The following is a 24,887-nucleotide window of genomic DNA, read 5'->3' as shown; positions in this document are numbered from 1 at the left end:
GCAGCAGCGCGCGGGGGTGGCGCCGTAGCAAGCCCGAGGTGGGCCATCGACCTGAGCGTCGGGCCCAGCGCTCTGGTCGGGCTGTGTCTCCGGCAGGGGCTGCGTGAAGCCGCGTCGCCGGATCGAGCGCCGCGCGTTCGCGGCGACGCGGAGGGCCGTCCCGTAGAGGAACGTCAGCTCCGAGCCGGGGCGAACGCGGTCGAGTTTCTGGGTGGCCCGGCGAGCAGCGAGATCCGGAGCGTCGCCCGCTCCAGCGCCCGCGTTCCGGTGAGCGCGCGCGGCGAGACGCAGTTTTGGCAAGCGCCCGTCCCCTCTCTCGAGGTGAAGCGCTGCCCCCCGAGGTCGTGCTCGCGTCTCTCCTGGAACGAGCGCTACGCTGGCCGAGGCTACGGCGCAGCGCCGATCGGGCCGAACATGCGGAAGAGGTCGGGGGGCGATGCGAACGTGACCGCCGAGAGGAAGTAGCCGCCCGCGGGGTGGTGCGAGCAAGCACCCGCGAACACGCCCTCACCCGCGTCGATCCGCGCGACGACGAGGGGCGCCCCCAGGGCGTCCCGCTCGACACCGTCGCCCGCTCGAGGGAACACCAGGCACCCGCGGTAGCCCGATCCGGTGACGTCCCCCGGCAACGAGACCGGTCCCGCCGGTGACGCGATGAGATACCGCTTGCCGCCGCTCGCGAACAGATGCGCCGCGTTCAGTTGGAGTTCCTCGCCTCCGACGCAGGGTGCGTCCGCGGCCTCGAGCAGCGTGCCAGCGTGGGACCAGGAGGCACCGTGGTCGAGCGAGCGCAGGAGCTCGATGCGGATCCCGTGCTGCGATCCAGCCGGAGCTACGCAACCGACCGCGAGCTCGAGTGCGCCCGTTTCCGGGTCGAACGCCCCTGACGGCTCCGTGAGCGCGACACAATCCTCGAGCCTGCCGAGCGCGGTCGTCACCTGGGGCGCTTGCAGCGACGAGGGCCAGGCCGATGGCCACCCGATGAGCGGCGCCGGCGCCGACCACGGCCCGGCGGCGGTCGCTGCGGTGCCCATTCGCAGCTGACCGTACTGGTAGCGGAGCCGCGGCGTGTTCGGGTCTTCGGGATCTGGCGCGAGCACGATGTAGCTGTGCGTGAAGAGCTTCCATCGCCTGGAGGGCTCCGGATCCGCGGGATCTTCGACCAGGCCAGAGACCTCGTGCACGAGCGTCGCGTCGGCGCAGGTCCCACCCGGACAGTCCGCGTCGCCGGGGGCTTCCACGAGCAGTCCCTCGTCGGGCAAGTTGGCGATGGCCGCGAAGACGAAGCTCGCGCCGCTGTCCGTGGACACGGCGATCCGCGTGTGGAGCTTCCGTCGTGCGAGATCGACGCTGGTGTAGCTCATCGCCAGGGAGCCATCCGTCGCGCTGACGAGCGAGGGGTCGAAGGTGCCGATCTCCGAGCCCGGTGGGTCGTCCACGACGCGGAGGCGCGCGACGTCGCCATCGGGATCCACCATGATGGGCGCCGGGAGGACCACGGGACACCCCGTGGCGCCGCCCTGCCCACCGGACGCGGTGTCGACGCCACCGGTCGCGGTCCCGGCCGCGCCGGCCGGGGTTTCCTGGGCGCCGCCCCCCTGGGCCGCTCCCCGACCCACGCTCCCACCGGCGCCGGCCGGGTCTGCGGTGCCACCGTCACCGCCGCCGGGGGGAGACGGTGTGGTCGAGGTGTGGCCGCTGTTGCACGCCGCGCCGGCGAGCCCGAGCGTCCAGGCGATCGCCCAGCGGCTTCGGCGCCCAAGGAGGCTCGTGCGTCGCCCTCCGCGCGGCGCACCGCCAAGCCCAGCCTGACTCTTCATGCGTCCAGGCTGCCTCAGGCGGCGGCCGGTGACCAGCGTTGCGCTGTGCCCCTCACTCGAACTGCGCCGTCCCGGCGGGTAGGGAGCGCCAGGGCGTTGCTGCGGGTCGCGCCCGTGCCCGGCGCCCCTCCTCGGCGGCGCAGAGCGCGTCGGCGATGGCGCAGAACCCCATTGGCCACCACGACGCCGAGGCGCGGGTGCACCGCGGCGCCCGCGCCCGCGTGGCGGAGGGCGTCGTGGCTCGCCGTGGCCGGCGGCTACGCGGCGTCGACGTCGAAGGTCATCTGCTCGTCGGTTGGGTCACGCGCAGCAGCGCGCGGGGGTGGCGCCGCAGGAAGCCCGAGGTGGGCCAAGTTCTTGGTGACGGCTCCGCGGTCGGTCACGGTCGCGAGGAGCTTCGAGCGCCCCTCGCACCTGGGACACCGGAGGGAGTCGGCGCCGAAGGTCCGGCGGAGAAGAAGATGCCAGTCGATGCGGCGCGATCCGGCGAGGAGCTCGCCGTCGAGCAAGCGCCCCCGATGCGCGACGGTGATGCTCGTGGGCATCACGACGTGGGGCGTTGGCGAAAGCAGCGACGCGGCGGGCGGCGCCGGTGCTTCGTTCTCCGTCGGCTTTGGCGCCGTGGTGCGCTCGCGCGCCGGTGCTTTCTCGTCCGCCTTTGCGTCGTCACAAGCCTTGTTCTTCGCGAGCCGCGTGCCGCCTGCGGGCGGCTTCGGCGTCACCGAGGGGGCGCCACGTCGAGCGGGCAGCGAAGACACCGTGGTAGGTGATGGTCGGGTAGAACGGTGGAGGTATCAAGGCCGCGAGGCAGCCCGCGGGTGCTGGAACACCCCGGGCCGCGTGGCGAACTACCTACATGAGCAGGTGTACGAGCTTATCTCGTCGTTCCAGGAACTTCCGACATAGGGCACGTCGCCAGAAAATGAAGCCTGTGGTCCGCGATAATTTGCATGCTTCCATACATTCAGAACACAGCCAGGCTTAACCCTCACCGATGAAATGACATCGTTCCACAGATTTCCGACAAATGCATCGCGACCGGTGGACACTCCCCTCCGCTCACCCTTGAAATCTCTGTGTTCATAGATGGTCGCGCATGTTCGCGCAAATGCGGGAGATGACATTCCCATGATCCCGACGGAGAGCAGGCATGCAAACGAGAGGCTTGTCGCGGAGCGGCGATGCGTGTTCATGAGTTCCTCCTGGCGTCTGCCTGGCATCAGGCATGCCATACTGCTGTGAGCGCAGCTGTCACGCGCGGTCGATCTTGCACGAGTAGTTCGGATGTCGGGCAGTTGCCAAATCGGGTACGGATCCCCCCGGGGAAGCCGGGGGCCTTCGGAGCAGGGGCCGCTCAAAGCGGCGGGATCGTGGGTCGCTCACGAGCGGCCTGGCGAGCCTCACCCTGCGCGACCTGCTCCACGGCGGCGAGGTGCGCGTCCGCGCGCGAGCCGGCTCGCGTTCCCTCCGCTCCTGGGATCTGGTCGCCGCTCGCGTGGTGCAGAAGGGTGCCTCCGGCGATCCCGAGATCGACGGAGGCATCTTCCCGATCCTGCCCCGCCTGCGCGATCCGCTGGGCGAGCCGGACGATGTGGCGGAAGCGCGGACACTCCGCAGGCCGAAGGAGACTCCGATGTCCGATGCCCATCAGCCGAACCGCGATCTGGCCGCGCTGTGGAACGATGCCAGCGGGCGCATCTGGGTGGAAATGCGCGAGTGCTCGATGACCTGCTGGCGCCGCTCGCGGCGCCGCTCCTGGACAGCGCACGTCGGCGCACCTCGACGACGCCGGGCCGGACGAACCAGAGCTCCCGGCAGGGCGCCGGGGGCGACGCGGGCGCCGGGGGCGGCGCGGGAGAATCAGTCGGGATAGCCAATCTCACCTCGCAGGAGCAGGTTGCCGGAACGCGCGCGCGGCGGGAGCGGACGCGCGCGCGGGCCCCTTTCACCGGACTGGACCTGTGAAAAGAGAGGGTGCCGGTGAGCGTCAAGGTCGTTGTCGCCGGGTGGCGAGATACAGCCCCGAAAGGACCAGGGCCGCGCCGATCCAGTGGTACGCCGCGAAGGCCTCGCGGAGGAACAGCCAGGCCATCACGGCGGTGTAGATGGGCGAGAGATAGAGCATCAGCCCGGCGCGGCTCGGGCCCAGGTGTTTGGTGACGTAGCTGTAGGTGGCATAGGCGCCGGCGCCCGGCACGACGACCAGGGTGAGGACGGCCGCCACCGTGCGGGCGTCGAAGACCGGCGGGCCCTGCTCGACCAGCTCCCAGGCGAGGAAGGGCAGCATCACGATCACGCCGGCCGCGGCGATGGCGGTCAGCCGGGCGTTGACGCCGAGGCCGCTGGGCCAGCGCTTCAGCAGCACGGCGTAGAGCGCCCACGACATGGCGGCGACCAGGATCAGCAGGTCGCCGGCGCTGAAGCTCAGGCGGAGCAGCGTCGCCGGATCGCCGCGCAGCACGATGACCAGCACGCCGGAGAGCGCCAGCGCCGCGCCGAGCGCCTGGCGCGGGCTCAGGCGCTCGCCGAACATGGCGCGCGAGAGCAGGATGATGCCGATCGGCGAGAAGGAATAGAGCAGACCGATGTTGGTCGCCGTGGTGCTGGCCGCGGCGAGATAGACGCCGGCGCCGCAGATGCCCATTCCGAGCAGGCCGAGGACGAGCAGGCCGCGCCACTCGCGGGCCAGCGCGGCGCGGCGCTGGCGCAGCTCGGCGCCGCAGAAGGGCAGCAGCAGCAGCACGACGCCGGCCCAGCGCAGCTCGGCCAGCGCCACCGGCGGGATGAAGTCGGCGGTGGCGCGCGCCAGCACCATGTTGGTGGCGAACATGGCGGGCGTGAGGAACAGCAGGACGTGGGCGATGCGCCGGTCGCGGCCGGAGGCGGAGTCCATCGGCGCGCAGACTAGTACGTTGTCCCCAGGACCGCGCCGGCCGGGCCCGCCGCTCCAACTGGCGAGGCGGACACGACCGCTCCGGAGTAACCCAGCACACCCATCACGGCCTCCGGCGCGCGTCCGCGGGACCTTCCGGCGCGCTCGGGAAGCTTCCCGAGCGCGCCGGAAGCTTCTGGCGCGCGACGGAAGCGTTCGTCTGGGCGACGGAAACTCTCGTCCGGGCGGCGGAAGCTCTCGTCCGGGCGACGGAGGGCTCTCTTCCGGCGACGGGAGCCCTTGCGCGGCCCACCTCCCGCTTGCGGCGCGGGGCCGCGCGCTCTAAGCGGGCGGCGATGCCGATCGGCTGGCCTGAGCTCACGGCGCGCTGCGAGCGCGCGGGCATCCCGCTGCGCGGCGGGTTCCACCCCGGCGAGGGGGACGGCGTCCCCGCGGCCGGGGCGCTCCCCGCGGGGACGCTCGTCCTGCTCGGCAACGCGGGGCCATCCATGTGGCGCGCGTTCTCGCGCGCCCGCGAGGGCGCCCCCGATCTCGCGCTCGACGACTGGACCCGCACGGTGGTCTCCGCGCTCGCGGCGGAGCTCGGCGCGACGGCCCTCTTCCCCTTCACCGGCCCACCCTACTGGCCGTTCCAGCGCTGGGCGCAGCGGGCCGAGGCGGTGTCTCCCTCGCCGCTCGGAATCCTCATCCACCCGCGGTTCGGCCTCTGGCACGGCTACCGCGCCGCGCTCGTCTTCGCAGAGAGGCTGTCGCTCCCGCCGCGCGAGGACCTGCCGAGCCCCTGCGCGTCCTGCGTCGACAAGCCGTGTCTCCGCGCCTGTCCGGTGTCCGCGTTCTCCGCCACCGGCTACGATGTCAAAGCCTGCATAGGCCACCTCGACACCGACCCTGCCGCAGAGTGCATGACCCGAGGATGCCAGTCACGCCGCGCATGCCCGATCGGACAGGAGAACATCTATCTTGAGGAACAGCGCCGGTTCCACATGAGGGCGTTCCGAAGCGCGGCACCGCCAGAGAGAGGGCGAGAGTAGCGTTGCCAGCGCCATCGAGCCGGGTGAGCCTCCCCCCTCTAGTATTGTCTCCTCCCGTCTCCCGTCTTCCGTCCTCGTCTGGCCTCTTCGTGCGCGTGCGCGCTCATTCCGTGCGCGTCATCGTGCTCGTGAGCGATCGTGTTGTTCGCCCACACGATCATGAATGCGCGGACGGATGCCGAAGAGGAGGACGACGCACGCTCACGCGCATGAAAGACGGAAGACGGAGGACGGAAGACGGATATGACCTCAGCGGCTCCGGCGCCCGGCGTGGCTCACTGCCTGCTGACGCGATACCCCTCTCGCGGAAAGTGCACCGCGATCTCCCCCACGACCGGATCCCGGCGCCGGATCGTGATCTCGTCGGCCGACAGCCTCACCACGACCCCCCGGGTCTCCTCTGGCCCGTAATCGTCGGCGACGATCGTCACCGTATCTCCCGGCGAGATCCCCTCTCCTTCGACAATCTCGCCTCCGGCGACGTCCTCCGGCTCCGACGCGCGGGCGATCGCGAGCGCCTCGGCGGCGCTCATCGGTCGAACGTCGCCGGGGCCGAACCCCTCGATGCGCTTGAACCACGCGGCGAGCGCCGGCCTCGCCTCGACCGCGGCGAAGTGCCGGGCGCTGTGCTTCATGAACCACACCGGGTGAAAGCACGCCGCGTCCGCGATCGAGAACGCGTCGCCCAGCAGGAACGGCCGGTCGCGGAGCTGCGCATCCAGCCGATCGAGCGAGAGCAGCGCCTGGCTCAGCGCGTGCGGCGCCGCCCGGCGCATCGCGTCCTCGCTCAGCGCAGGCGACATCGCCGCGCGGTCGACCAGGATGCCGGGCGGAAGATCCTGGAGCCGCTCCACCACCACCGACGGCACCGCCCGCGGCATCAGCCGATGATCCGCCCAGTCCTCGATCACCCTCGCCAGCCCGGCCTGGCCTTCCGGGATGCACGCTGGCTCGGGCCGCAGCTGCTCCAGCCGACGCGCGATGCACGCCGTGTCACAGTAGATGTCCGCTCCGATCTGCAACACCGGGATCCGCCGGTACCCCCCGGTGAGCGGAACGAGCTCCGGCTTCGGCGCCACCATCGGTTGCTCGACCGATCGCCACGCGATCTTCTTGTACGCGAAGATCCGGCGGATCTTCTCCGCGAAGAGCGATAGCGGATAGTGATGAAGAATGATCTCGGACATGGTTGACCTCGCACGTTCTCGACCCTCGGGCCGGCGGTCATCCTAGAGAGATCGCCCCCCGCCGTTCTTGGAAGATTTTGCGACGCCCCCTCCCCCGCGCGCGCCCAGGCCCTGGACGAGGCCCGCCGGCGCGACGACGCCGGCGCGGCGGCGCCTGGCCGCGCGCGCCGCGAGCGCATCCCCGAGATCCCCTGCGCCGCGTCCCCACGATCCTCCGCGCCGCGCGCGCGCGAGCCGCTAGCCTACGCCTCCGGGGGGCCGCGCCGCGCCTTCGCGGCGCCGCGGAGAGCCCTCCTGACCGAGACAGCGCCCCGCGCCCCGCGCGGGACAAGGAGGCACCGCTCATGTTCGCCGGCCGCATGATGGATTATCCGCTGACGCTGACGCACTTCCTCGAGCGCGCGAGGACCTATCACGCGCGCCGCGAGATCGTGACCCAGAACCCGGACAGGACCTGCTCCCGCTCGACCTACGCCGATCTCCACCGCCGCGCCGCGAAGCTCGCGCACGCCCTCACGCGGCTCGGCGTCGGCCCGGGCGACCGCGTCGCGACGCTCTCGTGGAACCACGCCCGGCACCTGGAGCTCTACCTCGCCGTCCCCGCCATGGGCGCCGTCCTCCACACGCTCAACCTGCGCCTCCACCCGAACGAGCTCGCGTACATCGCCGCGCACGCCGAGGACAAGGTCGTCGTCGTCGACCGCTCGCTCCTCCCGCTCTTCCGAAAATTCGAGCCGCAGGTCCGCTGTATCCGGCGCGTCATCGTCATCGGCGACGACGGCCCCGTGGACAGCGACGGGCTCGACTACGAGGCGCTGCTCGCGCCCGAGCCGGATCACTTCGACTTCCCGCGGCTCGACGAGCGCTCCGCCGCGATGGTCTGCTACACGTCCGGCACGACCGGCAACCCCAAGGGCGTCGTCTACAGCCACCGGTCGCTCGTCCTTCACACGCTGGTCTCGTGCATGCACGACACGCTCGGCTTCCGCGACCGCGACGTGGTCCTGCCGGTGGTGCCCATGTTTCACGCGGCGGCCTGGGGACTGCCGTACTCGGCGGTCGCGGCCGGCTCGAGGCTCGTCCTCCCCGGCCCGCACCTCGACCCGGCGTCGCTGCTCGATCTCATGGCCAGAGAGCGCGTCACGTTCGCCGCCGGCGTGCCCACGATCTGGCTCGGCATCCTCGCGCTCCTCGACGAGCACCCGGAGCGCTGGGATCTCTCGGCGATGCGCTCGATGGTGATCGGCGGCGCCGCGGCGCCGCCCGCGCTCATCGACGGCTTCCTCTCGCGCCACGGGCTCGTGGTCACCCACGCCTGGGGGATGACCGAGACCAACCCGCTCGGCGCCGTCGCGCACATCCGGAGCACGCTCGACCTGGACGCCGCCGCGTCGCTCGACGCGCGCGCCTCCCAGGGCTACGCGGTGCCGTTCATCGAGCAACGCCACGTCGGTCCGGACGACCGGCCGCTCCCCTGGGACGGCGCCACCATGGGCGAGCTCGAAGTGCGCGGCCCCTGGGTCGCCGCGTCGTACCTCGGCGGCGAGGGGGAAGATCGCTTCACGAAGGACGGCTGGTTCAAGACCGGCGACGTCGTGACGATCGACGCCGACGGGTACATGCGCATCACCGATCGCGCGAAGGACGTCATCAAGTCGGGCGGCGAGTGGATCAGCTCGGTCGCCATCGAGAACGCGCTCATGAGTCACCCCGCCGTGCTCGAGGCCGCGGTGTTCGCGGCGCGCCACCCGACCTGGGGCGAGCGCCCGCTCGCCGCCGTCGTCCTCCGACAAGGCCAGACCGCCTCGAAGGACGAGCTCTGCGCCCACCTCGAGCCTCGCTTCGCGAAGTACTGGCTCCCGGACGACTACCTCTTCCTCGACCGCATCCCGCGCACCTCGACCGGCAAGTTCCTGAAGTCGAAGCTGCGCGACGAGTTCGGCGATCTGCTCGATAAGCGTGCCTCCGGCTGACGCGCTCCGGCTACGCGCTCCCGCGGCGCGCCGGCGGGCCGTGCTAGGCTCGGCGTCATGGCCGATGGGGAACCGGAAGACGTCGCCGCGGCGCTCAACGCCGCGGGCCTCGACGGCTGGATCACCGCGATGGGGCTCCGCCTGATCCGCGCCACGCGCGACGAGGTGGAGGCCGAGCTCACGATCGGGCCGCAGCACCGGCAGGCCTACGGCATCGTGCACGGCGGCGTCCACGCGGGGATCGTCGAGACGCTCGCGTCGATCGGCGCGGCGCTCCACGCGCTGCCGGAGGGCCGCTCGGTCGTCGGCCTCGAGAACCACACGAGCTTCCTGCGCGCGGTCCGCTCCGGCCGGCTGCGCGCCAGCGCGCGGCCGCTCGACCGCGGCCGCCGCACGCAGGTCTGGGAGTGCTCGATCCACGACGACGAGGGCCGGCTCTGCGCCTCGGGGCGCGTGCGCCTGCTCGCGCTGGAGCCGGACGCGGTGCTCGCAGGGCAGCGCGCCGCGGGCCCCCCGGCCTGACCGCCGCCGCGCGCGCCGCGCCCGTCCAGCGCGACGCCGCCGCTGCGCTCGGGGCCCCCTTACGCCGTCGCGCCTCCGAAGATCGCCTGACACCGATGATCGCCTGACGCCGCCGCTCCTCCGAGGGTCCCCTGATGCGCGATCGCACCGCAGAGCTCGATGGTATCCCCCGGCTCGGCTGGATCCGCGAGCCGTCGCCGGTCGCGGCGCTGCCGCGGCTCGCCGCCGCGCTGGGCCTCGATCACCTGGGCATCAAGCGCGACGATCTCTGCGAGCCCCACCACGGCGGGACGAAGACCCGGAAGCTCGACTACCTGCTCGCCTCGCCTCCCTTCTCGACCGCGGCGGCGTGGTCCACGGCCGGCGGCATCGGCTCGGGCAACGCGGCCGCGCTCGTCGCCGCGGCGGAGCGGCTCGGCCGGCGGGTGCGCGCGCACCTGTTCTGGACCGACGTCTCCGAGGCCGTGCTCGAGAACCTCGCGTTCACCGCCTGGGGGCCGGCCTCGATCCGCTTCTATCCGTCGCGGCTCGCGCTCGCGCTGGCGCGCCCCTCGCTCCTGCTCCCGCTCCGCGCGCGCGACGCCGAGGGCGCGGCGATCGTGCCGCCCGGCGCCACGTCGCCGCTCGGCATGGTGGGCGTCGCGCGCGGGGCGCTCGAGCTGTGCGCGCAGGTCCGGGCGGGCGAGCTGCCCGAGCCGGCGCGCGTCTATGTCCCGCTCGGCTCCGGCGGCATCGCGGCGGGCCTCGCGGTGGGCCTCGCGCTCGGCGGGCTGCGCTCGAGGGTGGTCGCCGTCGCCGTGGTCGAGCGGATCCTCGCCCCGCGCTGTCGCCTCGTCGCGCTCACGGCCTCGCTCCGCGCGTTGCTCGAGCGCGAGGGCGTGGCGCCGGTGCCGCCCGCCGCGCCCATCGATCTCGTCCACGGGTACGTGGGCCGGGCGTACGGCGCGCCCACGCCGGCGTCGCTCGCCGCCTGCGAGGCGCTCGCCTCCGAGGGCATCGCGCTGGAGCCGGTCTACACCGGCAAGGCGATGGCCGCGCTGATGGCGCACGCGCGCGCGCGCCGGCTCGGCCCGGTGCTCTTCTGGCAGACGGCGCGGCGCGGGCCGCTGCCCCGCCCGGACGGCACCTGCGACCGGCTCCCGGCCGCCCTGGCGCGACGACTCCGCCGCATACCGGGCGCCTGTTCTCCCACAGGCGCGCCGCGCTGAGCAGTCTCCGGCGCGCCGCGCTGACCGCGGCGGACATGAACCGGGCGACTCTCACCCGTGCGGTGCGCTGCGCCGAGGCTCGCCCAGGAGCGCCGCGCTCTGTCCGCGGAAATCTTCACCTCGGAACCGCGCTGTCGCGCGCGTGTGACCTGCGGGCGGGCTGATTTGTGGTTCGTTCCGCGCACCTGACGAGATAAGATGATCTCCCCACCTGCGCCGTGGCAAGGCGCCCACGCTGGCTGCCCTGGCGCCTGCCAGGCATGAATAAGGAGTCTTTGAATGCTTCGACCGCTGCGATCGGGATGGTGCGCTCCGCTTTCGATATTGCTGCTCCTCGCCGGGGTCGGCTGCGGCAGCGCTGACGGCGGCGCGCGCGGGTCCGAGGGCGCCGGGGCCGGCGGCCCCGGGCCTGGCGCGGGCGCGGGCGGCGATGACACGTTCGGATCTCTCACGACGGTGGGGCCGGGCGCGGGCAGCGGCGGCGGGGATGACTGCACCCCGAGCCTCACGGGCATCGTGCGTGACTTCCGCGCGTACGACGGCGGCGACGGGCATCCTGACTTCGAGACGTTCACCGGCAGCGGCCTGAAGGGCATCGTCGAGGGCGAGCTGGGGCCGGATCGCAAGCCGGTGTATGCGCACCCGGGGGGCACGGAGCACACGACCGGGCCGGACGAGTTCAATCAGTGGTACCGCGACGTCGAGGGGGTGAACCAGCCGATCGAGTTCACCATCACGCCGACGATCGACGCGAGCGGCCTCGCGACCTACGACAACAGCAGTTTCTTCCCCATCGACGGCAAGGGCTTCGGGAACCAGGGGAACAGCCATAACTATCACTTCACGTTCGAGCTCCACATGACGTTCACGTACCGGGGCGGCGAGGTGTTCTCGTTCACCGGCGACGACGATCTGTGGGTGTTCATCAACGACAAGCTCGCCATCGATCTCGGCGGCCTGCACAGCGCCCTGTCGGACGAGATCGATCTCGATGAGCGGGCCGACGAGCTCGGTCTCGAGCCCGGCGGTGAGTACTCGCTCGATTTCTTCCACGCCGAGCGGCACACCACCGCGTCGAACTTCAAGATCCAGTCGTCGCTCGCGTTCACGAACTGCGAGCCCATCTTCGTCGACTGAGCGCGCCCCATTCCCATCCAGCCCCGCGCCGCCCCCCGTCGTCCCAGCGAGCGCGATTCCAGGCCCCTGAAGACCACCGCAGCCCCTCATCGCAGGCCCTCGGAGGGACCGCATCGGGACCGCTGCAGAACAGAACCCAAATCATCAACACCGTAGGCCCCCAGAGGGGGTGTTCGTCGCGCGTTGTGGGGACGGGCCGTGTCTGAGCCCGATTGCCATGAGTCCTCCGGCTCCGCCGGAGGGCTCATGGCCCAGGCGAGTTCGGCGGGGCCCCACAGCGCGCGACGAACACCCCCTCTGGGGGCCGGGCCCCCTCCGCTAGAGCCGGAACGACTGGCTCACGAACGTCGAGTCCGCGAGCCGGAACGACGCCCCCATGATCTCCTTCGGCCGCGGCTCGCGCAGGAGCTCGCGCGGCAGCTCATACGTCCGGTCCACGAGCCGGATCTCGATCGGCCCTGCCCCCGCGACCTCCAGCGACCACTCCACCCCTCCCGCCGGCACCCCCATGTACGTGAACCCCCAGCCGCCCGCCGCCGCCCCCGCGCGGACCGGCTCCCTCACGCGCCGGCCGTCCACCTCGGCGCTCCTCACCGCGGCCGGTGACATCACCCAGGCGAACAGCCAGGGCGCCCCCCGCGGCGACGCGACGCGGAGCCGGAGCGTCCTCACGCCGCCGCGCGTCTCGTCGCTCGTCACCGTGAGCGAGGGCTTCGGGAGCGCGACGACCTCCGCCTCGCTCTGGCGCGTCAGGGGCACGAACGGCACCAGGAACGAGGGCGCCTGCGCGCGCTCGGCCGGGAAGAACGAGGCGGTCCACGGATCGAGGTCCCGGTCGGCCGAGAGCCAGTGGGCCGTGCCCGCGGCGCCGTCGAGCGCGTAGGCGAGGCTCGCCGGCCGGGGCCGCGCCTCGGAGAAGCCGCTCGTGGCGCAGGCGACGGCGAGCGCCGCCGCCCCCGGGAGCGCGAAGGCGAGCGACAGCCGCCGCGACCGGCCGCCGCCGAGGAGCTCGGCGTGCGGCAGGAAGAGCCCGAAGACGAGCGCGATCACGAGCGCCGGCGCCGCCGCCATCGGCAGCCCCAGCGCGACGAAGAGCAGGTACGGGCCCGGCACCGCGACCGCGATGCCCGGCGCCGCGGCGGCCACGAGGAGCGCGGCGTCCCCGGGCGTCTCCGGGGCGCCGCCGCGGCGGATCGCCACGGCCAGCAGGCCGAGCAGGGCGGACGCGAGCGGAAACGCGAAGTAGAAGCTCGCGCCCGGCATGGCGAGGCTGGTCGCGACGAGGAGCACCAGCCAGAGGAGCAGCGCGCCGAGGGCGAGCTCGCCCGCCCCGAGCCGCCTCCGGAGGAGCCGGTAGCCCGCCGCCGAGGCCGCGAGCGCGACGAGCGCGAGCGCGACCCGGTACGCCGGCGCGTTGTACGGATCGAGCGGCATCACCCGCAGGGCCGGGTGGACGCGGAGCAGGATCCACGCGAGGCCGCCCACCGCGGCGGCGACGCCGGCGATCAGCGCCGCGAAGGCGAGCGCGCCCGCGGCGCTCCCGCCCGGCGAGGCGACCCGCCGCCGCCGCGCGAGGAGCGCGACCGCCACGAAGAGCCCGGCGAGCAGCGCGGCGATCGGCGGCGCCCAGGGGACGGGGTACGCGACGACGTGGGTGCCCCACGTGTTGAAGAACACGGCGTCCGCGCTGTCCGGGCGGCGCAGATCGAGCGCGCCGAAGCGCCGCGCGAGCGAGAGCGCGTAGTCCCCGGCGTGCTGCACGCTCCGGAGGTCCAGGTTGCTCACGGTGTCGGACGGCGCGTGGTAGTGCGCGACGCCGTCGCTGAAGGCGAAGTTCAGCCCGGGGATCCCGGCCGCCTTGAAGACGCTGAGATCGGTGCTGTGCCCCATGCGCCGCGCGACCTCGGAGAAGAGCGACGAGGCGACCGGGTGGGGCGCGAACCGGGCGAGCTCGCGGACGGGCCAGGCGTTGCCGGGGCCGGTGTCGAACATCGCGACCACGCCGCCGGCCCCGCGGGCGTCGAAGTTGAGCGCGATCCCGATCTCGCCGCGCCGCGGGTGCTCGTCCATGAACGCCTCGCCGCCGAGGACCCCGCCCTCCTCCGCGTCCGTGAACAGCAGCAGCACGTCGTTCCGCAGCGGCGCGCCGCTCTTCAGCGCGCGCAGCGCCTCCAGCAGCACCGCGACGCCGCTGCCGTCGTCCGCGGCCCCGGGGCTGCCCGGCACCGAGTCGTAGTGCGCGACGAGCGCGACCGCCCCGGTGCTGTCCGTGCCCGGCAGCCGCGCCACGATGTTCTCGACGCGCGCGGCGTCGTACGGCAGGCCCCACCGCGTGCCGAGCACCGAGGCGCGCTGCACCTCGGCCTCCACGCCGAGCTCCGAGAGCCTCGCGAGCAGGTCGTCACGCGCCCGCCGGTGCGCCGCGGAGCCGGTCGGGCGCGGCTCCGCGGCGATCCGCGCGAGGTGCCGCAGGGCCCGCTCGGCCGAGAACACGCCGGGCGGGGCGCTCTCCGGGACGACGTCCGGCGGGCGGAGCTCCGCGAGGCGGAGCACGACCAGCGCGAGCAGCGCGAGCGCCACGGCGAGGCGGAGCGGCCAGCTCATGGGAGCCCCCGGCGCCGCCCGCCCCGTCTCTGTGGGCTCCGATGACATGCCCGCCCGTGCCGGGGCTATAGCTCGCCCGTCGCGCGACCTCCGGGCCTTCCGTCGCCGTCGCCGTCGGGCTTGCGCGCGACGCGCTCGGCCGCCCGCCGGTAGAGCTCCGCGAGCGGCGCGCGGTGCGCGGCGAAGAGGAGCGCCGCCCCCGCGAGCCACAGGAGCCCGAGCGGCAGGAGCGCCGAGGACGTCACGTAGACGAGCACCGGGCGGAAGGCGCGGTCGCGCGTGACGAGCTCGCGGCGCACGTGCAGGCTCCTCGCGTAGCTCGGGAGCGACAGCGCGACCGGCGTCACCCCCTCCAGCACGGCGCCCCCGGGCGCGAGGGCGCTCGTGGCCTTGGACGACGGCTTGACGTCCGCGGACCGGCTCGCGGCGGGCGCCGACGCCGTCTCGTACACGGCGCCCACCGCTTGCGGGTAGCGCCCCGCCGAGACCGCGAAGAGCCCGGCCAGCAGGGCGAGGCAGCCGGCGCCGACCAGCACCGCGATCGCGACGGCGCGGGCCGTGCCCCGGAAGAGCCGCCCCGCGAGCCACGCCACCCCGGCCGTCGCGATCCCGACGAGGATCGCCACGAACGTGGCGGGGGCCACGAACCACAACCCCGCGAGGACCAGCCCGCCCAGCACGCGCAGCGCGCGCAGGCGCCCGCGGCCCGGCGCCCCGCCCGGGCGGACGGCGATCCACGCCGCGAGGAAGCCGAGCACCACCGCGACGGCGTCGCCCGCGTCCGCGAACCACACCGGCCGGTCGCCGCCGAGCAGCGCGAGCGGCACCACCCGCTGGGGCATCCCGACGGTGAGCGCCACGTGGCTCGCGGTGAGCGGATACCGCGGCATCGGCAGCGAAAGGGTGCCGCCGAACGGGCGCAGGGCCGCCTGCGCCAGCGACTGCACCTGGATCGAGTGGCTCCCCGTCTGCAGCGGCACGAGCACCTCCTCCGCCGCCGCCGCGCCCTGGTGCATGATCCGCTGGGCCTTGCCGTCGGTGGCCAGGTAGATGGGCCGCCCGCCGGGCGCGTAGGACAGGTAGTCGATGCCGTTGTTCTCGTAGGTCAGCGCGTCGTCGGCGACGAGATCGCCGCGCTCGGTCAGCACCAGCGTGCGGCGGTGGCCGCGCACGACCGCGGCGAGCACCTCGACGCTCGCGAGCGGCTCGACCGAGACCTCGACGCGCTGCCCCCGCTGCACGAGCAGGAGCCGCGACGTCGCCTGCGTCGGCGGGATCGGCGACTCGGCCGCGTCGACCTGGCGCGCGTCGCCCTTCACGGTCAAGCGGTGCTCCGCGTCGGACTCGAACAGCCACCACTCATAGGCCGAGCGCGCGTCGGGCGTGAAGGAGCCGACCTTCGGGAGCGTGCCCGAGATGGTCATCTCCGCGGTGCGGCCCGAGGTGGGGAGGACGAGCTCGCCGCCCTCGACCCGGAAGCCGCTCGCCCCGGACACGTCGAGCACCTTCTCGCCGAACGCGAGCGGCAGCCGCACCACGCCGAGGTCGGTGCCCGACCGCATGACGAGCCGGTACTCGAAGCCGATCTCCCGGCCGATCCGCACCGCGCGCGAGAGCTGGAAGACCGTGGGCCCCGCGCTCTGGGCCGCGTCCCCGTCGCGGCTGAAGTGGAGCGTCGCCCCCGAGAGCCCCGAGAGCCGCGACCCCTCCACCACGGCGCCGTCGATGACGTCGGCCTCGAAGCTGTTGAGCGGGCCGGGGATGGTGAGCGTGAGGTCGCCCTGGAGCTCCATCGTGCCCCGGAGCACGAAGCGGCGCGCGGCGGTCCAGAGGTAGTAATGCCCCGCCGCGAAGCTGATCGGCGCGGGCTCGCGGCGGGCCGCGGGGCGCCCGTCGGCGTCGAGCACCGCCTCGACGCGGACGTGCTCCGGGGGCCCGAACAGCGGCACGGCCACGGGGCCGTCCGCGAGCACGGCGCCGGAGAGCTCGAAGTGGAGCGGCCCCTCCCCCACCGCGCCCGTGATGCGCAATCGATCGAGCGCGTAGCACCGCTCGACGCACGCCTCCGATCCGCGGCGCAGATCGAGCCAGCGGGAGAGCGTCTCGAGCTCTCCCGCCCACGAGCCCGGAGGGATGCCCTGCGCCGCGGCCCGCGGCGCGGGCGCCGCAGCGCGCGGCGCGGGCGCCGCGGGCCCCGGCGCCGGGCCCGGCGCGGCGGGAGGGTCGGCCGCGGCCTGCCCCAGCGCCGGCGAGGGGAGGGCGAGCAGCAGCACCACGAGGAGCCAGAGGAGCCTTGAAGGCGCAGCAACGTTCCAGCGCGCTAGCGACACGGGGAAACTCCCTTCCTTGATCTGCCGGGCGAGCGGGGTGGCCGCCGCAGGGTCTCCATCAAACCGCCGAGTGAAAAAGGGTCGCAACAAAAACGACACCGCCACTTGACCGATAATGCATTGCGTCGTAGCTGTGTTGGGACGACGCGTTCGTGCCCTCGACGGAGCCGTGACCGCGGCCCCGCCTGCCGGCATGGTCGCGCCGTACGGCCCCCGCGCTCCAGTGCCAACGCATCAACACGGGCCCGCGGAGCGGGCGACGCGCGGGGCATGGGGGTCTGAGCTCCAATTCATGGTTTCTGGACGCCCGCGGCCAGCGCGGGAGACACACCAAAGTGGGAGGAAGATCATGAGTGAGACCCAGAGCATCACGGAGCCGAAGGCCGAGAGCAACGTGAATGGGAGCGCGGCAGCCACGCCGCCGGCGGAGGCGAGCGCCTCGAAGGCGTCCGGGCCCGCGGCGCTCCTCGAGACGCTGCGCGAGCGGGGCACCGCGTGGGCGGAGGTGGCCATCGGGTACGGGCGGATCGCGCTAGAGAACACGGCGCGCGCCCTCGATCGGACGGCCGGGAAGCTCGGCGAGCTCCAGGAGAAGCTCAAGAAGGGTGACGTGGCCGCCGTCGAAGGCGCCCGCTGAAGGCCGGGTCCCGCGCGCCGCCGGAGAGCGCCCGTCAGGGCGCTCGCGGCGGCGTGGGGACCTGTGCCCCGGCGATGCCCGCGGTGACGGCGTAAATGGATCCGGGCGCGCCGCCCACGTAGAGCGCCTTCGCATCGAAGCCGGGGCCCGCCCCGAACTGCGCGTTGGAGACCGCGGTCGGGAAGCTCGCGAAGAGCTCCGGCTCCTCCGCGGCCGCGCCGCCGCGATCGAGCCGCACGCGGTAGAGCGTCGCCCCCTTGCCATCCACCACGTAGAGATGACCGCAGACGTCGAGGGCGAGCCCCGCGAGCTCCGCCCCCGCCACCGTGGTCACGAGCGCCGGCGCCGCGCCGGGCGCGGCCGCGTCGATCCTGCGGATCTCGCCGGCGGCGGCGTTCGTGTAGAAGACGACCCTGCGCGCCGGATCGAAGAGCACGCCGTCCGGCTGGCTCACCGCGGGGGCGCCGCTCGCGATCACGGAGACCGCTCCATCCGGACCGAGGCGAATCACCCGGTCGGCGGCCGTCTCCGTTGCCCAGACGTTGCCTTCCGCGTCCGGCGACAGGCCGTTCGGGGCCGTGAGGCCCTCGACGTAATCGCTGACGACGCCGGCCGTCGAGATCTGGACGACGGCGCCCATGTCCGGCAGCGCGGCGACGAGGGTCCCGTCGGGCCGGTACCGCAGCCCGAGCACGCGCTCGCGCAGCGACGCGAAGTTGGATGTCCGCCCGGTGGCGTCGAAGCGGATGAGGTTCGGGCCCTGCCTGGCGACGAGGTGGCCCTGGCCATCGAACGCGAAGTCCTCGCTGCCGCTGAACACGTCCGTGACCCGCACCGGCTCGATGGGTCCCGCGGGGAGCACCGCGCACTCGCCCGTCGGGCCGCTGCCCGCGCCCGCGCCCTCGCCGCCCTCACCGCCCGCACCCTCGCCGCCCGCACCCTCGCCGCCCGCGCCCGCGCCCGCGCCCGCTGAGCCCCCGCCGTTCCCTTTCTCGTACCCGCCGGCCGCGCCCACGCTCGCCGTCACGCTCGTCGCGCCGCCGCCCGGCCCCGATGCGCCCGCGGCCGCGCTCCCCGCCGCGTCGCCGCCGCACGCCGATGGCGCGCCCAGAAGGAGCAGCGCCCACCCGCGCAACCGGTGACCTCTCTTCATCTATCCTCGCCTCCTCGAGGCACGCTACACGACATCCCTCCTCACTGCCTACGGAGGAGGGCGCGCTGAGGGGAGGACGCCGGCGCGCTCCCCTCGCCTCCGTGGGCCATCCGGGACGCGCGCCGCCGCGCGGCGCTCCGAGCCTCGTCGCCGCGCGGCGCTCCGAGCCTCGTCGCCGCGCGGCGCTCCGAGCCTCGTCGCCGCGCGGCGAATCACCGTGAGGGACGCGCCCTCGATACGAGGATGACGCCGGCGCCGATGATGACGGCCGCCGCCCACGTCGCCGCGGAGGCGCGCTCGCCGCCGAGCAGGATGCCGAGCGCGATGGCGACGATCGGGTTCACGTAGGCGTAGCTCGTCGCGATCGCCGGGCGCGTGTTCCTGAACAGGAACGTGTACGCGCTGAGGGCCACGATCGAGCCGAACACCGCGAGGTACGCGAGCGCGAGCAGCGAGCGCGGGGACGGCGCCGCGGCGAGCTGCTCGCCCAGGAGCGCGCTGATCCCGAGCATCACGGCGCCGGCCGTCAGCATCTCCGCGGCGACCGCCATCGGCCCGTCCGGCAGCGGCAGCGAGCGGCTGTACACCGAGCCGAGCGCCCACGACACGGGGGCGAGCAGGATGAGCAACGCCCCGGCGTGCTCCGCGTGGAGGTCGCCGCCGAGGTGGAGCAGCGCCGCGCCCGCGAACCCGACGAGCAGCCCGATCCACTCGCCGCGGGAGACCTCCGGGGCCGCGGCCTTCGCCTCCCCGGCGCGCCGGCCCCGCGCGCCGGAGGCCGTGGTGAACAGCGCGACCCAGAGCGGCATCGTGGAGACCACGACCGCGGCGACGCCGGAGCCCACCCACTGCTGCGCGACGACGACGAACCCGTTGCCGAAGACGAGCAGGAGGACCCCCACCCGCGCCGCCGCGCCCCATTGCCGCGGCGTCGGGCGGGGGGCGCCGCGCAGCCGGAGCGCCCCGTACAGCACCGCGCCCGCCAGCACGAAGCGCACCCCCGCGAGCAGGAACGGCGGCAACGCCTCGAGCGCGATGGCCACCGCGAAGTAGGTCGAGCCCCAGATCAGGTACACCGCGGCGAGCGAGAGCAGCACGAGCCAGCTCCCCCGCGCCCGCTCGAGCGCGGCGCGCACCGCCGCGCGGGCCGTCCTCCCGGCGCCCTCCGCCGCCACCGCGATCTGCGCCGGCTCGAGCGCCTCCACCACGAGGAGCCCGCGGCCCTCGCCGCCGTAGCTGGAGCCCGCCTCCAGCACCACGTCGTCCGGCTCCCCCTCGCGGGTGATCCAGACCGAGCCGGCGGTGCAGCTCAGGAGCAGCGGACCGCCCCGGAGGCGGTGCGTCCACAGGGCCCCCTTCCCCAGATCGATCCGCGACGAACCCCGGACCCGCGATGGCGCGTCCGGCTCAAGTGAGGCCAATTCCATGACCGCGAGCTTGGAGCGCGCCGGGCGACCGGCACAGAGGCAGTCTTCCCGGCATTGAGGCCAGTACAGTTTCGGGAATCGCCAGCTGTACCGGTCCTCACCCTCGCCGGCTGTGCTGGTGTCGCCGGGATCGCCCGGCTGTACAATCTTCCTTCGTGCAGGCGCCCATCGAGCAACAGGACGATGCCCACCTCTACGACCGTGTTGCGGCGCACATCGCCGCGCTGATCGCGCGCGGCACGCTGCGGCCCGGCGACAGGATCCCGTCGGTGCGGCGGCTCAGCCGGCAGCAGGGCGTCAGCGTCGCGACCGTGCTGCAGGCGTACCTGCAGCTCGAGAACCGCGGCCTCATCGAGGCGCGCCCGCAGTCGGGGCACTACGTCCGCGCCCGCCGGATCTCGGCGCTGCCGGAGCCGCGGGCCGCGCGCCCGACCAGCTCCGCGTCGCGGGTGAGCGTGAAGAGCCTCGTCACGAAGGTCTACAGGGCCGCGCGGGATCCGCACATCATCCCGTTCGGGGCGGCGTGCCCGAGCCCCGAGCTCCTGCCCACCGACAAGCTGAACCGCATCCTGAGCGCGATCGCGCGCGGCGCGGGCGGCGCGGGCGTGGCGTACGATCCGCCGCCCGGCCTGCCGGCGCTCAGGCGGCAGATCGCCCGGCGATCGGTCGAGTGGGGCTGCGCGCTCTCCCCCGACGACATCGTGACCACGGTCGGCGCCATGGAGGCGCTCCACCTGTGCCTGCGCGCGGTCGCGCGCCGCGGTGACACCGTGGCGCTGGAGTCGCCCGCGTACTACGGGCTCCTCCAGCTCATCGAGAGCCTCGGCATCAAGGTGATCGAGATCCCGGCGCACCCGCGCACGGGCATGGACCTCGACATGCTCGAGGAGATGCTCGACCGGCATCGCATCAAGGCGTGCCTCGCGATCCCGAACTTCAACAACCCCCTCGGCAGCGCCATGCCCGACGAGGCGAAGGAGCGGCTCGTCGCGATGCTCGCGCGCCGCGAGGTGCCGCTCATCGAGGACGACATCTACGGCGACCTGTACTTCGGCGACGTCCGCCCCCGTCCGGCCAAGGCGTTCGACCGCAAGGGCCTCGTGATGCTCTGCTCGTCCTTCTCGAAGACCATGGCCCCGGGCTACCGGGTCGGCTGGACGGCCCCCGGCCGCTTCCGCGACGAGATCGAGCAGCTCAAGTTCGCGCAGAGCATCGGGGGCGCGACGCTGCCGCAGATGGCGATCGCGGAGTTCCTCGAGAACGGCGGCCACGACCACCACCTGCGGACGCTGCGGCGCCGCCTCGCCGCCCAGGTCGCGCGCATGAGCGAGGCGATCGCCGAGCATTTCCCCCCCGGCACCCGGGTCTCGCGCCCCGCGGGCGGCTTCGTGCTCTGGATCGAGCTGCCGCCCGGAACGAGCGCGCTCGCGGTGCACGAGCGCGCCCTCGAGCACGGCATCAGCGTCGCGCCGGGGCCGATCTTCTCCGCGAAGCACCGGTTCTCGAACTACATCCGGGTGAACTGCGGCTACCCGTTCTCGGATCTCATCGAGCACGCGGTCGGCACGCTCGGGCGGATCTGCGCGGAGGCGGCCGAGGCATGACCTCTGGCGCCCTGGATGCCGTACCCGCCCTGAAGTAGAACCTCGTGTCGCGCTCCGCGCCTCGACGAGCCCACGCCCTTGCGTCCCCGACACCCCGCGCCCCGCCTTCCGCCCGCGCACCGTCCCGCGCCTGTGCGCGGTCCCGCGCCGACGCCCGGTCCCGCGCCGACGCCCGGTCCCGCGCCGACGCCCGGTCCCGCGCCGACGCCCGGTCCCGCGCCGACGCCCGGTCCCGCGCCGACGCCCGGTCCCGCGCCCGCCCGCGCGGCTTGCGCGTTCGCGGTCGTGCTCGCCGCCCTGCCCGCCTGCGGCGCGGGCGCGCGCGCACGCGCGGCCGGCGCGCAGGCGCCGGAGGCGCTGCGGGTCCTGCCCGATCGGATCGACGGGAGCACCCTGCTCGGCCGCGACGCGGAGCGCGCCGCCCAGGCCGGCGCGGGGCCGCTCCGGGTCCTCGGCGCGGACATGGCGTCCGACGGCGATCGCCTCGGCGCCTTCGTCGAGGTGCCGGCCGGCGAGTGCATGCTCGGGATGGCGCGCGTCTCGCCCGGCATCGGCGACGTCGATCTGTTCGCCTTCGAGGACGACGGCAGCGCGTTCTCCACGGACGAGGCCGCGGACGCGCGCGCCTCCATCCTCGTGTGCCCGCCGCACCCGCGGAGGCTCTACGTCATGGCGCGCGTCATGTCCGGCGCGGGGGCGGTGAGCCTCGGCGTGCAGAGCGTGCCGGTCAAGGCGGCCGATGCGGTCGCCCGCGCCGTGGGCGCGCGCGGTAGGGTCGGCGACGAGAGCGGCCGGCTCGAGTCGTGGCCCGGCCTGGAGGCGAAGATCCGCGCGCACCGGGCCGCGATCGGCGCGCGCTGGGAGGACACCCGGCGCATCGCGCTGCCCGTGGGCTCGAGGACGGCCAGCCGGATCGGCGCCACGCTCGAGGGCGGCCGCTGCCTCGACGTGCTCGTCTCCCCGAGCAACGAGGTCGCCTCCCTCGAGGTGGTCGCGGAGGACGAGACCGGCCGGATCGTCGCGCGCGCCCGCGAGCGAGGGCCGGATCGCTCGCTGACCCTCTGCTCCACCGTCTCCATCGATCTCTCGATCGCGGTCCGCTCGCGCGGCACGCAGGGCCTCGTGGCCGTGGTCGTCGGCCGCTCGCAGCCGGGCGCCGAGGCGGAGATCTCCCACGCCACGCCGATCGAGCGCGTCACCGAGGGCCGCGAGCTCGCCGAGGCGCGGGCGGCCCACGGCCGCGCGCTCGCGGGCCTCGGCTACGGCGCGCCGCGCGTGTCGACCGGGGCGGCGCGGCTCGGGAGCCGCACGACGCTGCCGATCGAGCTGCCGGCCGGCTGCGCCCGGATCGACGTGCTGGCCGGCAAGCCGCTGGCCGACGTGCTCGCGGAGCTCTGGAGCGACGACCACGCCCTGCTCGGCCGCGCCCGGGGCGGCGCCCGGGCGACGCTCTTCACGTGCGGCGGCGGCGGCCCCGCCCGCGTCGACGTCGAGTCGATGGCGCGGCCCGGCCCCTTCGCCGTGGAGGTCCGCAAGGAGCCCAAGGCCCCGCCGGCGCTCGTCGCGCACCCGCTCGCGGCCGGGAGGCTGCTCGGGCGCATGAGCGCCACCGGCCCCTCCGGCGCCGCGGCCGCGGAAGGGGTGAGGGTCGTCGCGCTCGACGCGGCCCGCCTCAAGATCCTCCCGCTCCAGATCCCGGCCAACACGTGCGCCGAGGTCATCGCGGCGCTCGACGCCGAGGGCGTCGGCCTCGACCTCCGGCTCGTCGACACCTCGACGGGGGAGAGCTCGCTCGCCCGCGCGCGCCACGTCGTCTCCGACAGCCGCTGCGCGGGCGCGGCGCCCGTCCCCGCCTCGATCGAGCTCCGGCTCGCCGCCGGCAAGGGAGGGGCCCTCGTGCTGACCCGCACCTCGCCGCGATCGCCCTGATCCGCGCCTCGCCGCGATCCCCTGACCGGGCGCGCGCCCGGTTGACGACGGATCCCGCGAAGCGCAGAGAGGTGGCTCAAGGGATCGTCCGGTGTCCTCGGGTCGCTTCGCCATCGCCACGCACGCGCTCGCGCTGCTCGCGCGGGCCGACGCGTGCTGCGCGAGCGACGAGCTCTCGAGCAGCATCAACACGAACCCGGCCTTCCTGCGGCGCATCCTCGCGCGGCTGTCGCAGGCGGGGCTCATCGAGGCGCGGGAGGGCCGCGCCGGCGGCTATCGCCTGGCGAGACCGGCGAAGGAGATCCGGCTGAGCGAGGTGTACGCCGCGGTCGAGCCGGAGGGCGCCATCGCGCCGAGCCCGTGCGAGCCGGACACGCGATGCCCCATCGGCGCGGGCATCCGGCGGGCGTTCGACGAGGTGGCCGAGGCGGCCAACGAGGGGCTCTTGCGCGGGCTCTCGCAGAAGACCGTGGCGGACATCGCGCTGCGGGCGCAGCGCCTCGGCCGGACGGGGCCGGCCAGGGCCGGCTGATCTCGCAGGAGCCCGGCCCGCGCGGCGGCGCCGCCGGCCCGGGGCGCGCCGCGCGACAGCGGATCCGCGCCGCGGCCCCCCCCCTGGCGAAAACTGAAACCGTACTTATAACAGTTCATGGCAGCGGCCGACGGGGCGGCCGGCGCCGAGCGGGCCCGTCGCGGCCGGGACCATCCATCCCCGAGATGCACCGAAAGGACAGCACCATGGCCAGCACGAACGTCATCGAGGTCAACGATCTGAACTTCGCGAAGGAGGTCCTGGAGACGCAGACGCCGGTGCTCGTGGACTTCTCCGCGTCGTGGTGCGGCCCCTGCAAGCGGCTCGCGCCCGTGGTCGACGAGATCGCCGACGAGACGGCGGGGCAGATCAAGGTGGTCAAGATCGACGTCGACGAGGCGCCCGCGATCACGAAGCAGCTCGGGATCCGGAGCGTGCCCACGGTGGTCGCCTTCCAGAACGGCGAGCCGTCAGGGAAGCACGTCGGCCTCGCCACCAAGAAGACGCTGCTCGCGCTCGTCGGGCGCTGAGCGCGCGCTCGTCGGACGCGCTGCGCCCGCGGCGCCCCGCGCGCCGCGGCCGGACGTGAGCGCACGAGCACCGCCGTGGGGCACCGCCGCCGAGCGCCCGACCTCTGCGCCCTTTCTCGCACCACCGCGCGCCGCCATGTCGGCAGCAGAGGCCTCGCGGGCAGCGTCGCTCGCGCGCTGCCCGCGCTGTCCGTGGACGCAGCACCCCGTTGACATCACCCCCCGATACGAGATCCTTCGGTCAAGGAAGCCCAGCAATCCGCAGCGCAGCTCGCGTCCGTCCGTCGATGGGTCCGGGGGCCGCCAACGCGGAGCCCTGCCGGTGCGGGGTCTTGCTGGCACGGCGCGACTGAGCCTGGCTTCCCGAAGG

21 protein-coding genes are annotated in these 24,887 nt (G+C 74.0%); 12 read left to right on the top strand and 9 right to left on the bottom strand.

Annotation, left to right across the window (positions count from 1 at the left end; genetic code table 11):
• Positions 1 to 386: 386 nt before the first annotated feature.
• Both WMF31_RS11150 and WMF31_RS11145 read right to left on the bottom strand, forming a co-directional pair.
• Positions 387 to 1,619 carry a hypothetical protein gene (locus WMF31_RS11150; protein ID WP_436601911.1) on the bottom strand — a complete coding sequence of 411 codons (1,233 nt, stop codon included), beginning with the start codon at positions 1,617 to 1,619 and terminating at the stop codon, positions 387 to 389.
• 458 nt (positions 1,620 to 2,077) lie between these two features.
• A complete protein-coding gene (locus WMF31_RS11145; protein ID WP_436601910.1) occupies positions 2,078 to 2,365 on the bottom strand; it encodes a hypothetical protein in 288 nt (95 codons plus the stop codon).
• Between WMF31_RS11145 and WMF31_RS11140 the strand changes: the two genes are divergently transcribed.
• Positions 2,352 to 2,726, top strand: coding sequence for a hypothetical protein (locus WMF31_RS11140; protein ID WP_436606645.1), 375 nt, complete (start codon positions 2,352 to 2,354; stop codon positions 2,724 to 2,726). The genes WMF31_RS11145 and WMF31_RS11140 overlap by 14 nt on opposite strands.
• Here the strand turns inward: WMF31_RS11140 and WMF31_RS11135 are convergent.
• Entirely contained in the window at positions 2,669 to 2,944 is a 276-nt protein-coding gene (locus tag WMF31_RS11135; RefSeq protein ID WP_436606539.1) for a peptidase inhibitor family I36 protein, read from the bottom strand. The genes WMF31_RS11140 and WMF31_RS11135 overlap by 58 nt on opposite strands.
• A gap of 374 nt (positions 2,945 to 3,318) precedes the next feature.
• Here WMF31_RS11135 and WMF31_RS11130 point away from each other — a divergent pair, with 374 nt between their 5' ends.
• Positions 3,319 to 3,693 carry a hypothetical protein gene (locus WMF31_RS11130; protein WP_436601909.1) on the top strand — a complete coding sequence of 125 codons (375 nt, stop codon included), beginning with the start codon at positions 3,319 to 3,321 and terminating at the stop codon, positions 3,691 to 3,693.
• A gap of 114 nt (positions 3,694 to 3,807) precedes the next feature.
• Here the strand turns inward: WMF31_RS11130 and WMF31_RS11125 are convergent, their stop codons facing one another.
• Entirely contained in the window at positions 3,808 to 4,713 is a 906-nt protein-coding gene (locus tag WMF31_RS11125; RefSeq protein ID WP_436601908.1) for a DMT family transporter, read from the bottom strand.
• Positions 4,714 to 5,048: 335 nt separating this feature from the next.
• Between WMF31_RS11125 and WMF31_RS11120 the strand changes: the two genes are divergently transcribed.
• Complete coding sequence (locus WMF31_RS11120) at positions 5,049 to 5,744, top strand: hypothetical protein (RefSeq protein ID WP_436601907.1); 696 nt, start codon at positions 5,049 to 5,051, stop codon at positions 5,742 to 5,744.
• Between the two features lie 275 nt (positions 5,745 to 6,019).
• Here WMF31_RS11120 and WMF31_RS11115 read toward each other — a convergent pair whose 3' ends face one another.
• Positions 6,020 to 6,931 (bottom strand): glutathione S-transferase family protein, encoded by a 912-nt coding sequence (locus tag WMF31_RS11115; protein ID WP_436601906.1) that lies wholly within the window; start codon positions 6,929 to 6,931, stop codon positions 6,020 to 6,022.
• Between the two features lie 344 nt (positions 6,932 to 7,275).
• On the opposite strand from WMF31_RS11115, the gene WMF31_RS11110 reads away from it, so the two are divergent.
• From WMF31_RS11110 to WMF31_RS11095, 4 genes are all read left to right on the top strand, one after another.
• Positions 7,276 to 8,904 (top strand): long-chain fatty acid--CoA ligase, encoded by a 1,629-nt coding sequence (locus WMF31_RS11110; RefSeq protein ID WP_436601905.1) that lies wholly within the window; start codon positions 7,276 to 7,278, stop codon positions 8,902 to 8,904.
• Between the two features lie 57 nt (positions 8,905 to 8,961).
• Positions 8,962 to 9,426, top strand: coding sequence for a PaaI family thioesterase (locus WMF31_RS11105; RefSeq protein WP_436601904.1), 465 nt, complete (start codon positions 8,962 to 8,964; stop codon positions 9,424 to 9,426).
• A 134-nt stretch (positions 9,427 to 9,560) separates the two neighbouring features.
• On the top strand, positions 9,561 to 10,634 hold the full coding sequence (locus tag WMF31_RS11100; RefSeq protein ID WP_436601903.1) for a 1-aminocyclopropane-1-carboxylate deaminase/D-cysteine desulfhydrase: 1,074 nt from the start codon (positions 9,561 to 9,563) through the stop codon (positions 10,632 to 10,634).
• 279 nt (positions 10,635 to 10,913) lie between these two features.
• Positions 10,914 to 11,771: a fibro-slime domain-containing protein gene (locus tag WMF31_RS11095; RefSeq protein ID WP_436601902.1), complete on the top strand. Its 858-nt coding sequence runs from the start codon at positions 10,914 to 10,916 to the stop codon at positions 11,769 to 11,771.
• A gap of 318 nt (positions 11,772 to 12,089) precedes the next feature.
• On the opposite strand, the gene WMF31_RS11090 is transcribed toward WMF31_RS11095, so the two are convergent.
• Together WMF31_RS11090 and WMF31_RS11085 are read right to left on the bottom strand one after the other, a co-directional pair.
• A complete protein-coding gene (locus WMF31_RS11090) occupies positions 12,090 to 14,375 on the bottom strand; it encodes a M20/M25/M40 family metallo-hydrolase (RefSeq protein ID WP_436601901.1) in 2,286 nt (761 codons plus the stop codon).
• A 65-nt stretch (positions 14,376 to 14,440) separates the two neighbouring features.
• Positions 14,441 to 16,705, bottom strand: coding sequence for a tripartite tricarboxylate transporter TctB family protein (locus WMF31_RS11085; RefSeq protein WP_436601900.1), 2,265 nt, complete (start codon positions 16,703 to 16,705; stop codon positions 14,441 to 14,443).
• A gap of 349 nt (positions 16,706 to 17,054) precedes the next feature.
• On the opposite strand from WMF31_RS11085, the gene WMF31_RS11080 reads away from it, so the two are divergent.
• Complete coding sequence (locus WMF31_RS11080; protein WP_436601899.1) at positions 17,055 to 17,342, top strand: hypothetical protein; 288 nt, start codon at positions 17,055 to 17,057, stop codon at positions 17,340 to 17,342.
• A gap of 34 nt (positions 17,343 to 17,376) precedes the next feature.
• On the opposite strand, the gene WMF31_RS11075 is transcribed toward WMF31_RS11080, so the two are convergent.
• Positions 17,377 to 18,495 (bottom strand): SMP-30/gluconolactonase/LRE family protein, encoded by a 1,119-nt coding sequence (locus WMF31_RS11075; protein WP_436601898.1) that lies wholly within the window; start codon positions 18,493 to 18,495, stop codon positions 17,377 to 17,379.
• 212 nt (positions 18,496 to 18,707) lie between these two features.
• Positions 18,708 to 19,922 (bottom strand): drug/metabolite exporter YedA, encoded by a 1,215-nt coding sequence (gene yedA / locus WMF31_RS11070; protein ID WP_436601897.1) that lies wholly within the window; start codon positions 19,920 to 19,922, stop codon positions 18,708 to 18,710.
• Positions 19,923 to 20,077: 155 nt separating this feature from the next.
• On the opposite strand from yedA, the gene WMF31_RS11065 reads away from it, so the two are divergent.
• The 4 genes from WMF31_RS11065 to trxA all read left to right on the top strand — a co-directional run bounded on the left by WMF31_RS11065 (position 20,078) and on the right by trxA (position 24,517).
• Positions 20,078 to 21,526, top strand: a complete 1,449-nt coding sequence (locus WMF31_RS11065) for a PLP-dependent aminotransferase family protein (RefSeq protein WP_436601896.1) — start codon at positions 20,078 to 20,080, stop codon at positions 21,524 to 21,526.
• Positions 21,527 to 21,811: 285 nt separating this feature from the next.
• Positions 21,812 to 23,455 (top strand): hypothetical protein, encoded by a 1,644-nt coding sequence (locus WMF31_RS11060; protein ID WP_436601895.1) that lies wholly within the window; start codon positions 21,812 to 21,814, stop codon positions 23,453 to 23,455.
• Positions 23,456 to 23,546: 91 nt separating this feature from the next.
• A complete protein-coding gene (locus WMF31_RS11055) occupies positions 23,547 to 23,987 on the top strand; it encodes an Rrf2 family transcriptional regulator (RefSeq protein ID WP_436601894.1) in 441 nt (146 codons plus the stop codon).
• A gap of 206 nt (positions 23,988 to 24,193) precedes the next feature.
• Positions 24,194 to 24,517 carry a thioredoxin gene (gene trxA, locus WMF31_RS11050; protein WP_165373372.1) on the top strand — a complete coding sequence of 108 codons (324 nt, stop codon included), beginning with the start codon at positions 24,194 to 24,196 and terminating at the stop codon, positions 24,515 to 24,517.
• The last annotated feature ends 370 nt before the right edge of the window (positions 24,518 to 24,887 follow it).

The sequence above is a fragment of the Sorangium sp. So ce1036 genome, assembly GCF_051369805.1.
GTDB lineage: Bacteria > Myxococcota_A > Polyangia > Polyangiales > Polyangiaceae > Sorangium > Sorangium cellulosum_F.
This window is presented reverse-complemented; position numbering and strand designations above follow the sequence as displayed.

Bases quoted from the DNA above. Each gene is read 5' to 3' on its own strand.
- WMF31_RS11140 (WP_436606645.1), top strand. From the start codon at position 2,352: ATGCTCGTGGGCATCACGACGTGGGGCGTTGGCGAAAGCAGCGACGCG.
- WMF31_RS11145 (WP_436601910.1), bottom strand. From the start codon at position 2,365: ATGCCCACGAGCATCACCGTCGCGCATCGGGGGCGCTTGCTCGACGGC.
- WMF31_RS11135 (WP_436606539.1), bottom strand. From the start codon at position 2,944: ATGTCATCTCCCGCATTTGCGCGAACATGCGCGACCATCTATGAACAC.
- WMF31_RS11125 (WP_436601908.1), bottom strand. From the start codon at position 4,713: ATGGACTCCGCCTCCGGCCGCGACCGGCGCATCGCCCACGTCCTGCTG.
- WMF31_RS11120 (WP_436601907.1), top strand. From the start codon at position 5,049: ATGCCGATCGGCTGGCCTGAGCTCACGGCGCGCTGCGAGCGCGCGGGC.
- WMF31_RS11115 (WP_436601906.1), bottom strand. From the start codon at position 6,931: ATGTCCGAGATCATTCTTCATCACTATCCGCTATCGCTCTTCGCGGAG.
- WMF31_RS11110 (WP_436601905.1), top strand. From the start codon at position 7,276: ATGTTCGCCGGCCGCATGATGGATTATCCGCTGACGCTGACGCACTTC.
- WMF31_RS11105 (WP_436601904.1), top strand. From the start codon at position 8,962: ATGGCCGATGGGGAACCGGAAGACGTCGCCGCGGCGCTCAACGCCGCG.
- WMF31_RS11100 (WP_436601903.1), top strand. From the start codon at position 9,561: ATGCGCGATCGCACCGCAGAGCTCGATGGTATCCCCCGGCTCGGCTGG.
- WMF31_RS11095 (WP_436601902.1), top strand. From the start codon at position 10,914: ATGCTTCGACCGCTGCGATCGGGATGGTGCGCTCCGCTTTCGATATTG.
- WMF31_RS11090 (WP_436601901.1), bottom strand. From the start codon at position 14,375: ATGAGCTGGCCGCTCCGCCTCGCCGTGGCGCTCGCGCTGCTCGCGCTG.
- WMF31_RS11080 (WP_436601899.1), top strand. From the start codon at position 17,055: ATGAGTGAGACCCAGAGCATCACGGAGCCGAAGGCCGAGAGCAACGTG.
- WMF31_RS11075 (WP_436601898.1), bottom strand. From the start codon at position 18,495: ATGAAGAGAGGTCACCGGTTGCGCGGGTGGGCGCTGCTCCTTCTGGGC.
- yedA (WP_436601897.1), bottom strand. From the start codon at position 19,922: ATGGAATTGGCCTCACTTGAGCCGGACGCGCCATCGCGGGTCCGGGGT.
- trxA (WP_165373372.1), top strand. From the start codon at position 24,194: ATGGCCAGCACGAACGTCATCGAGGTCAACGATCTGAACTTCGCGAAG.